This is a genomic window from Vibrio sp. AND4 (assembly GCF_000171815.1).
Taxonomy (GTDB): domain Bacteria; phylum Pseudomonadota; class Gammaproteobacteria; order Enterobacterales; family Vibrionaceae; genus Vibrio.
Map to the genome: position 1 here is coordinate 1 of NZ_ABGR01000050.1, position 8,924 is coordinate 8,924.

Consider the following 8,924-nt stretch of genomic DNA (forward strand, 5'->3'; position numbering starts at 1 on the left):
CTCGGAGTGGGCTGTTTTTATGCATTTTGAGCTGTAATACACGATTTTTTAGCTCTATTTTAATTGCCATATGGCCTTAATTGGTCAGATACAAAAGCACATCTAAATCTTACCTTTGTTGAACAACTGGCTTTGAGAGGCAGCTATACAGGGAGTTCTGCTAGTGAGCTTTTAAGTTTATTAGCTAAAGGTGCCAATAAGTTGAAGGGGACTGGTGTTCTGTTGTGAGCGGATTTGGTTGGTTACCGCTTTCTTCAATTTGGTTGACGGTTTATTGAGAAAACTTTGCTGACTTCTCAAGCGTTTTTCTGTGCCAATGCTGCTTATTGGTTTGCTGTGATTGCTATTAGCAGATTAGGTATTTGAAGCTAGGGGAGTGGAGTTGTGAACATCGCAGATAAGAAAAAAGCCAAGTCCGAAGACTTGGCTTTCTAATTTGGCTCCTCCTACTGGGCTCGAACCAGTGACCTGCGGATTAACAGTCCGTCGCTCTACCAACTGAGCTAAGGAGGAACTATTCTGTTTGTGTCTTGCCTTAAGCAAGTGCACCAAATATGGTGCCTCGAGGCGGAATCGAACCACCGACACGAGGATTTTCAATCCTCTGCTCTACCGACTGAGCTATCGAGGCAAAAGAATGGTGCCGACTACCGGAGTCGAACTGGTGACCTACTGATTACAAGTCAGTTGCTCTACCTACTGAGCTAAGTCGGCGTACCGTTTCTTTTTGTGAAGAGTAAACTCTTCATTTTAGAATCTCATTTACATGAAACTCTAGAATTTGGCTCCTCCTACTGGGCTCGAACCAGTGACCTGCGGATTAACAGTCCGTCGCTCTACCAACTGAGCTAAGGAGGAATTATTCTGTTTGTGTCTTGCCTTAAGCAAGTGCACCAAATATGGTGCCTCGAGGCGGAATCGAACCACCGACACGAGGATTTTCAATCCTCTGCTCTACCGACTGAGCTATCGAGGCAAAAGAATGGTGCCGACTACCGGAGTCGAACTGGTGACCTACTGATTACAAGTCAGTTGCTCTACCTACTGAGCTAAGTCGGCACACTGTATTCTTTTACTCACTGTTCGTGCTAAGCACCAACAATGTTAAATCGTGGTGCCCGGAGGCGGAATCGAACCACCGACACGAGGATTTTCAATCCTCTGCTCTACCGACTGAGCTATCCGGGCAACGGAGCGCTATTAAACGGATTTTCCCGCTTTTCGTCAACCACTTTTTGTAAATAATTTCAAAAAAGTGGTCGTTCGAATGCTTTTTATTCAACTGTCACTACAAAGTGTGTTCAGCGTTAAATTCCTTTTTGAAATTTGTAACTTTTTCTAGGTAACGACGTGCCTCTGTCTTTGGGTGTTTCTTGGTTAGTGCCCAATAAACTTGGTTTGGCTGCAAAGCGTTTAAATCTCTCATTGCGCGTTTGCGATCCTTTCGGTAGAAAGTGTTCAAAACACCGCCAGTCCCACCGTTATAAGCCGAAATCATGCTGTATTCTAATGAGGTTGGGTGTTGCACATCTTTCAAATAACGGTTTTTAAGGATGTAAAAGTAAGCCGTTCCAGTATCAATGTTGTTTTCTGGGTTAAACAAATATTCAGGACTTGGTTGGCCAGAACGGTTCTTCACCAATTTAAACACATCACGGCCAGCCGTTTTTGGCACGACCTGCATCAATCCATAGGCATTAGCCCAACTTACTGCGTATGGGTTAAAGCTGCTTTCGGTTTTTATAATGGCGTAGATCAAATCCTCAGGGATGTCGTATTTCTTCGAAGCACGACGCACAATATCTGCGTATTGGTAACTGCGCTGTGAAAAGTGGTCTTTCACCATGGGAATTTCGACATAATAGGCTTTCTTGAAGTCGACATCTTTGGTTTTTACTTGGTTGGCTATCAGGTAATCAGCAAAACGATTGGCTCGCCAGGACCATTGAATTGGCTTTTTGTCTTGGTCAACGACTTGGTTGTAAAGAAAGGGTTGGCCTTCCAACGTGATCTCTTTAGAAGAAAATAAATCGACACTTGCCGGATCATCAGGCGTCAAAAGTGTGGTGATAATGGCGTTTTTTAGGTGCTGTTGCGGCTCCGTCGGTGAGACCGTCTCTATGGTAATCATACCTTTTTGGAAGTCGACCTCAGTGCGACTCAAGTAGTTATCGATGTATTTTACGTAATTACTTTTGCCTGCAACCTTAATTTCACGTTGTCCCCAACGCTTTTGGATGTTGCCAGAGAAGCTACTAATAAGTGCGTCGAGAGCGTCGGTGTCTTTTTCAAACTGCCCCGGCAGTTCTGCTAGATTATGAGCAAAACGGTTGGTTGGTTCGTAATTGACGTCATAAATTTGCTCGACGAATTCGCGGCTACAACCAGCCACTAAGAATGCGGTAGCAATAAAGGCAATTTTTTTCATAACGATTGAGATGACTTTGTGGGCTCTAATATAAAAATGACACCACAAGATTGATTGTGATGCCATTGTTCTAAAACACGTTGACTTTATTCGCTCGGTGGCGTGTAGCCTTCGATGTGTACATCCTTGCCTTCAAACAAGAAATTCACCATTTCCGTTTCAAGTTGTTTGCGATGCTCAGGATCCATCATGTTGAGCTTCTTTTCGTTGATCAACATCGTTTGTTTGTGTTGCCACTGAGCCCAAGCTTCTTTCGAGATATTATCGAAAATACGTTTACCTAGTTCACCTGGGTAAAGTTGAAAGTCTAGACCTTCGCCTTCTTTCTTTAGTCGAGCACAAAAAACGGTGCGGCTCATAATGACTCCTTGTAATTAATTAACGAAGTTCGTGGGGTAAGGTTTCCAGTAGCAGTTTTACTGGAGCGGCCAAACCGACTTCTTCAGGTTTAGATAAGTTATACCAAAGACCTTTGTTACCTTCCATCACCACGTCGGGTTGCTTTGACAGGTCAACCAAAATCGGCGTGATATCGAGATGGTAATGACTAAAAGTGTGACGGAAAGTGATTAAGGTTTCTTGGTGTTTAATATGGCTTGCTTGAATGCCACGTTGTTCCAATAGCAACTCAATATCACTTTCCACGTCGTTGTGTTCGGTTTGTGGGAAACAAAATAGCCCCCCCCAGATGCCCGTCTGTGGTCTTTGTTCTAGCCAAACTTGGTGATCATTTTCATTTTTGTGGTGGAGCATGACGAAACGTGTTTGTTTGACCGGTTTGTCTTTTTTTGGTTTCTTTCCCGGATAATCAAGCACATTACCTTGTTTCTTTGCTACACAAATTTCGCTGACCGGACAGAGAGTACATTTAGGTTTGCTGCGGGTACAGATCATGGCACCCATGTCCATCATGGCTTGGTTGTACTTGTCGACATCGGCTTGCGGTGTGTGCGTTTCTGCGATTTCCCACAATTGATTTTCGACTTTCTTTTGTCCCGGCCATCCATCCACGGCAAAGCAGCGTGAAAGTGTGCGCTTTACGTTGCCGTCTAATATCGCATGTGGCTGCTTATAGACAGACGACAGTACCGCAGCAGCAGTTGAGCGTCCAATCCCCGGCAGGGCGTTCATTTGCGCCAGATCCAGTGGAAACTGACCACTGTATTTGTTGGCGACCTCTTTTGCGGCTTTATGAAGGTTACGAGCTCGTGCGTAATAACCTAAGCCTGTCCAAAGGTGTAGCACCTCATCTTGCTCAGCATTAGCAAGCTCGACCACCGTTGGGAAGCGCTCTAAAAAGCGTTGGTAATAAGGGATAACCGTAGTGACCTGAGTTTGCTGAAGCATGATTTCAGACAACCAGACACTGTAAGCGGTCTTGTTTTGCTGCCACGGAAGATCTTTTCTTCCATATGCGTCATACCATTCTAAGATGGCACTGGCGAAAGGTGTCACGACTTGCTCTGTATTCTATTATTGGTTAGGGGCAAAATTGCACCACAGATTGTGGTGTAAGTACAAGATAAAAACTGTGGGGATATTGTGTTTGGTTTGCTTGCTTTTGGGCTGCTATCGCTCGACTGTTCAACAAATACTTGCACCTAAGTGAATTCTTTGGATAATCCCCGCTTTGATTAATCAATGTGCAGGCAAAATCAATGAGTGAAGTAACCACTAACGAATACAACGAAGACGGTAAAATGATCCGTAAAATCCGCAGTTTCGTGCGTCGCGAAGGCCGCCTGACTAAAGGCCAAGAAAATGCGATGAACGAATGCTGGCCAACAATGGGGATCGACTATAAAGCTGAGCTTCTAAATTGGAACGAAGTATTTGGTAACGACAACCCTGTTGTACTTGAGATCGGCTTTGGTATGGGTGCTTCACTGGTTGAAATGGCAAAGAATGCACCAGAGAAAAACTTCATCGGTATTGAAGTTCATAGCCCTGGTGTTGGCGCTTGTCTTGCTGATGCGCGTGATGCTGGTGTTACTAACCTGCGCGTAATGTGTCACGATGCGGTTGAAGTCTTCGAGCACATGATCCCAGACGACAGCCTAGCAACACTGCAATTGTTCTTCCCAGACCCTTGGCACAAAAAACGTCACCATAAGCGTCGTATCGTGCAACTCGACTTTGCTGAAATGGTTCGTCAGAAGCTCATCCCTAATCAGGGCATTTTCCATATGGCGACAGACTGGGAAAACTACGCTGAGCATATGATTGAAATCATGAACCAAGCACCAGGTTTCGAAAACATCGCAGCAGACGGTGATTTTATCCCTCGTCCAGAAGAGCGTCCACTGACTAAATTTGAAGCTCGCGGTCACCGCCTTGGCCACGGTGTGTGGGATATCAAGTTCAAGCGCACTGCTTAAGGAGCCAGTCGATGTACCACTACGCGATATTAGCGAATCCGGGCCATAACCGTATTTACTTTGATAGCGCAATGACGATTGCATGTTCTGAGCTGAAAGCGATTTTGGCGTCGGAAGGTGTTGAAGTTACTGAAATTGGCAACAAAGATGTGGGTCTTCCTGCGGCACTTGTGTTTTCTTGTCAAACTGAACTGAGTGAAGCACAATTTGGCAAGATTGCTGCGTCGTCAATCTATTACGCACTATTTGAAGTGCGTGAGGATGGCTTGTTGCGTCCAATTCAGGCGCCTGCATTCAATACTTTCCCTGAGAGCATGAGTCAGATCCTGCGTTATACAGGTAAAACAAACGAGCAGTTTACGCGTTTGATGGTGAACCTAGGTGTCAGTGCTGCTAATACAGGTAGCGCGCAGTTGACGTTAATGGATCCTATGTGTGGTAAAGGTACAACACTGTTTGAAGGTTTGATCCACGGCTTGAACGTTGTGGGTGTTGAGATCAACCAGAAATGGGTTCAAGAACTCCAAACCTTCATCGTTAAGTTTATGAAGAATGGTCGCTTTAAGCACAAAGTGAGCAAAGAAAAGCGCACTTCTGGCGGTAAGAAAGTGGCGGACGGCTTCGTGGTTGAGGCTGCGGCTGAGAAAGAGGATTACAACAAAGGTAATCTTCAAACCATGAAGTTGTACTCGGCAGATACGCGTATCGCCGATCAGGTTGTGAAGAAGAACTCGGTCGATGTGATGGTGTCTGACTTGCCTTACGGCGTGCAACACGGCAGCAAGAATGCCAAAGACAGTAAACTCAATCGCAGCCCATTGGAGCTTTTAAAAGAGGCGCTGCCTGCATGGAAAGTAGTGTTGAAGAAACAGGGTTCTGTAGTGTTGTCTTTCAACGAATTTACCTTGAAGTGGAAAGACGTGGCGGCATTATTTGAAGCACAAGGGTGGAAGGTACTTTCAGATGAGCCTTACATCGGTTATCTTCACCGGGTTGATCAATCTATTAACCGCAACATCATTGTGGCAATAAAACCATAATCGACTTGAGTCGAATAAATTCTATGGAAAAGCCAACGTCTTCGTTGGCTTTTTTTACCTCTGAGCTTCAGTTATTTGGCTCCTTGTGACAAGAAGGTAGAAAATGAAACCTACAGCGCAAATTTTGACAGACATTCTGGCGGAAGTTCGCCCTTTAATTGGCCAAGGCAAAGTCGCCGACTACATTCCCGCATTGTCTAAAGTGTCCAACAACAAATTGGGTATTGCGGTCTACACCAATCAAGGTGAAGTGATTAAAGCGGGTGATGCTGAAGAATCGTTTTCAATTCAGTCGATCTCTAAAGCGTTAAGCCTGACGCTGGCAATGTGTTTGTATAAACAAGAAGAGATATGGGCTCGTGTTGGCAAAGAGCCGTCTGGTCAGGCGTTTAACTCTATGATTCAGTTAGAGATGGAACAGGGCATTCCGCGCAATCCTTTCATCAATGCGGGCGCTATTGTGGTAGCTGACTTACTGCAAAGTCGTCTATCTGCGCCACGTCAACGTTTGTTGGAATTTGCTCGTCAGTTATCGGGTGATACTCATATCGTCTACGACAAAGTCGTTGCTGCATCTGAAATGATGCACGGTGACCGCAATGCTGCAATTGCGTATTTGATGCGTTCATTTGGTAATTTCGAAAACGAGGTGATACCGGTACTGCAAAACTATTTCCATGCGTGTGCATTGAAGATGAGTTGTGTGGATTTGGCGAAGACTTTTAGTTACCTAGCGAACAAAGGCACCTCAGTGCAAACGGGAAAGCCTGTTGTATTGCCACAGCAAGCCAAACAGTTAAATGCGTTACTAGCAACCTGTGGCTTGTACGATGGCGCGGGTGAATTTGCTTATCGAGTCGGTATGCCGGGTAAATCCGGTGTCGGCGGTGGTATTATCGCTATCGTACCGGGAGAGATGACGATTGCAGTTTGGTCTCCAGAGCTTGACCCATCTGGTAACTCACTCGCTGGTACTAAAGCACTTGAGCTACTCGCAGAGCGTATTGGTCGTTCGATTTTTTAGAAGAAAGATGCGAGATGCGAGCACGGATTTCGTCCTATAGAGCGCTTCGCTTCGAGAAGGGTTCTTACAATAAAAAGGGTTGACCTAAAGCCAACCCTTCCATCATTTTTCTCGAATCTCGAATCTCGAATCTCGAATCTCGAATCTCGAATCTCGAATCTCGAATCTCGAATCTCGAATCACTTTCCTTGCCTATTCTTCTTCCGCCATAAAGGCTTCAAGCAAGTCATTTAAGAACAGCTTACCTTTCTCAGTAATTTGCCAGTGTGTTTGTGTTTCACTCAGGTAACCCATCTCAAGTGCCCAATCGATAGTCTCTTGTATCGAGTTCAAAGGCAGACCTGTTGTATCGATATAGTCTTGTTTTGGGCACGCTTCCATTAAGCGGAAACGGTTCATAAAGAATTCGAACGGACGATCTTCATCTGCGACGAGCTGCTCGCTATCCAGATATGGCTTGACCATGTTTTGGTATGCCATCAGATAGCCACGTGGGTGTTTGACCTTAGTGGTACGAACGATGCGGCCATCAGCAAAGCTCAGCTTACCGTGTGAGCCGCAACCAATGCCAAGGTAGTCACCAAAGCGCCAGTAATTCAGATTGTGCTGACATTGATAGCCTGGCTTGCTGTAACCAGAAATCTCATATTGAACGTAACCTGCTGCGGCCAGCTTTTCATGTCCTTGCTCGAAAATATCCCACAAGTCATCGTCATCGGGTAGCGTCGGTGGCTTATAGTGGAACATGGTATTTGGCTCTATGGTCAGCTGATACCAAGATAGATGCGGTGGCGCTAATTCTATTGCTTTGTCCAAATCAGTGAGGGCTTGCTCGATGCTCTGATCAGGTAAACCGTGCATCAGATCGAGGTTAAAGCTGTTCAAGCCAATTTGGTGCGCCAACTTAGCCGCGTTGACGGCCTCATCTTGACCGTGAATGCGCCCCAAACGCTCAAGCTTCTGTTGCTCAAAGCTTTGCACGCCGATAGAGATGCGAGTCACACCAGCCTTGCGGTAGCCAGCAAAGCGCTCTGCCTCGATGGTGCCTGGGTTGGCTTCCATGGTGATCTCGATTTCAGGCTTAAAGGGAATACGCGCTTCAATGCCTTTAAGTAGACGCTCGATACCCTCCGCTGAGATTAAACTAGGTGTGCCACCGCCAATAAAGATTGAATGCAGTAGGCGTGGCGCCTCATTCAGGCGGTATTTATCAATGTCGGTATCTAAATCTTCGAGCAGGCACTGATGTACTCTTGTTCTGGAATCTCGGCTTTGAGGGCGTGGGAGTTAAAGTCGCAATAGGGGCACTTTTGAACACACCATGGGATGTGTACATACAAGCTCAGTGCTGGGGGCGTTAACATAATCGGATTCACTCGTGATTACAGTGCTGATTGCTCTGATAGTTGAACAAACAATGACTTGAGTGCTTTACCACGGTGAGACAGTTGCTTCTTACGTGCTGGCTCAAGTTCGGCTGAGGCGCAGTTGTCTTCAGGTACAAAGAAGATTGGGTCGTAGCCAAAGCCATTATCACCCTGTGCTTCGATTAGAATGCGGCCTTCCCACTTACCGTGGCAAACAATAGGGGTTGGATCGTTCGCATGGCGCATCAAGACAAGTACACAGTGGAAACGAGCGGTACGTTCAGATTCTGGTACACCTTCCATTGCTTTAAGTAGCTTCTCTAGGTTTTCTTGGTCAGAGGCTTTTTCGCCAGCGTAACGTGCGGAGTAAATGCCCGGCGCGCCCTTCAAGAAATCGACTTCTAAACCTGAGTCGTCCGCAATTGCAGCAAGGCCGGTTTCTTGCGCAGCGTGGCGGGCTTTGATGATTGCGTTTTCGATGAAGGTAGTGCCAGTTTCTGCTACTTCAGATACGTTGAATTCACTTTGCGCCAATACTTCAAAACCGAAGTCAGACAGCAAATCTGCCATTTCACGAACTTTGCCTTGGTTGCCTGTTGCTAGCACTATCTTTTTCATGGTCGTCTCTTTTTGTAGCGATAAAGGGAGAACGCATTGTTCTCCCAAGTTTAATAGGTTCTAGGGTTG

7 protein-coding genes, 7 tRNA genes and 1 pseudogene are annotated in these 8,924 nt (G+C 45.8%); 3 read left to right on the plus strand and 12 right to left on the minus strand.

The window, feature by feature from the left end; genetic code table 11:
- Window positions 1–437: 437 nt before the first annotated feature.
- The 10 genes from AND4_RS17880 to mutY all read right to left on the minus strand — a co-directional run bounded on the left by AND4_RS17880 (window position 438) and on the right by mutY (window position 3,883).
- Window positions 438–513, minus strand: a tRNA-Asn gene (locus tag AND4_RS17880).
- 42 nt (window positions 514–555) lie between these two features.
- Window positions 556–631, minus strand: a tRNA-Phe gene (locus AND4_RS17885).
- Between the two features lie 7 nt (window positions 632–638).
- Window positions 639–714: transfer RNA gene (locus tag AND4_RS17890), tRNA-Thr, on the minus strand.
- A 68-nt stretch (window positions 715–782) separates the two neighbouring features.
- Window positions 783–858: transfer RNA gene (locus AND4_RS17895), tRNA-Asn, on the minus strand.
- Between the two features lie 42 nt (window positions 859–900).
- Window positions 901–976, minus strand: a tRNA-Phe gene (locus AND4_RS17900).
- Between the two features lie 7 nt (window positions 977–983).
- Window positions 984–1,059 (minus strand) — tRNA-Thr (locus tag AND4_RS17905).
- Window positions 1,060–1,112: 53 nt separating this feature from the next.
- Window positions 1,113–1,188 (minus strand) — tRNA-Phe (locus AND4_RS17910).
- A gap of 100 nt (window positions 1,189–1,288) precedes the next feature.
- Window positions 1,289–2,428, minus strand: a complete 1,140-nt coding sequence (gene mltC, locus AND4_RS17915; RefSeq protein ID WP_043991875.1) for a membrane-bound lytic murein transglycosylase MltC — start codon at window positions 2,426–2,428, stop codon at window positions 1,289–1,291.
- An 86-nt stretch (window positions 2,429–2,514) separates the two neighbouring features.
- Window positions 2,515–2,787 carry an oxidative damage protection protein gene (locus tag AND4_RS17920; RefSeq protein ID WP_005425792.1) on the minus strand — a complete coding sequence of 91 codons (273 nt, stop codon included), beginning with the start codon at window positions 2,785–2,787 and terminating at the stop codon, window positions 2,515–2,517.
- A gap of 19 nt (window positions 2,788–2,806) precedes the next feature.
- Entirely contained in the window at window positions 2,807–3,883 is a 1,077-nt protein-coding gene (gene mutY / locus AND4_RS17925) for an A/G-specific adenine glycosylase (protein ID WP_009844398.1), read from the minus strand.
- Between the two features lie 203 nt (window positions 3,884–4,086).
- Between mutY and trmB the strand changes: the two genes are divergently transcribed.
- The 3 genes from trmB (at window position 4,087) to glsB (ending at window position 6,870) form a co-directional block, all read left to right on the plus strand.
- A complete protein-coding gene (gene trmB, locus AND4_RS17930; protein WP_009844399.1) occupies window positions 4,087–4,806 on the plus strand; it encodes a tRNA (guanosine(46)-N7)-methyltransferase TrmB in 720 nt (239 codons plus the stop codon).
- 11 nt (window positions 4,807–4,817) lie between these two features.
- The gene (locus tag AND4_RS17935; protein ID WP_009844400.1) at window positions 4,818–5,846 is read left to right on the plus strand and encodes a DNA methylase; all 1,029 of its coding nucleotides are present in this window, start codon (window positions 4,818–4,820) and stop codon (window positions 5,844–5,846) included.
- 103 nt (window positions 5,847–5,949) lie between these two features.
- Window positions 5,950–6,870 carry a glutaminase B gene (gene glsB / locus AND4_RS17940; protein WP_009844401.1) on the plus strand — a complete coding sequence of 307 codons (921 nt, stop codon included), beginning with the start codon at window positions 5,950–5,952 and terminating at the stop codon, window positions 6,868–6,870.
- A 192-nt stretch (window positions 6,871–7,062) separates the two neighbouring features.
- On the opposite strand, the pseudogene hemW reads toward glsB, so the two are convergent.
- Window positions 7,063–8,234 (minus strand): annotated as a pseudogene (hemW, locus tag AND4_RS17945) (radical SAM family heme chaperone HemW).
- Between the two features lie 18 nt (window positions 8,235–8,252).
- The gene (locus tag AND4_RS17950) at window positions 8,253–8,855 is read right to left on the minus strand and encodes an XTP/dITP diphosphatase (protein WP_009844403.1); all 603 of its coding nucleotides are present in this window, start codon (window positions 8,853–8,855) and stop codon (window positions 8,253–8,255) included.
- Window positions 8,856–8,924: the final 69 nt, after the last annotated feature.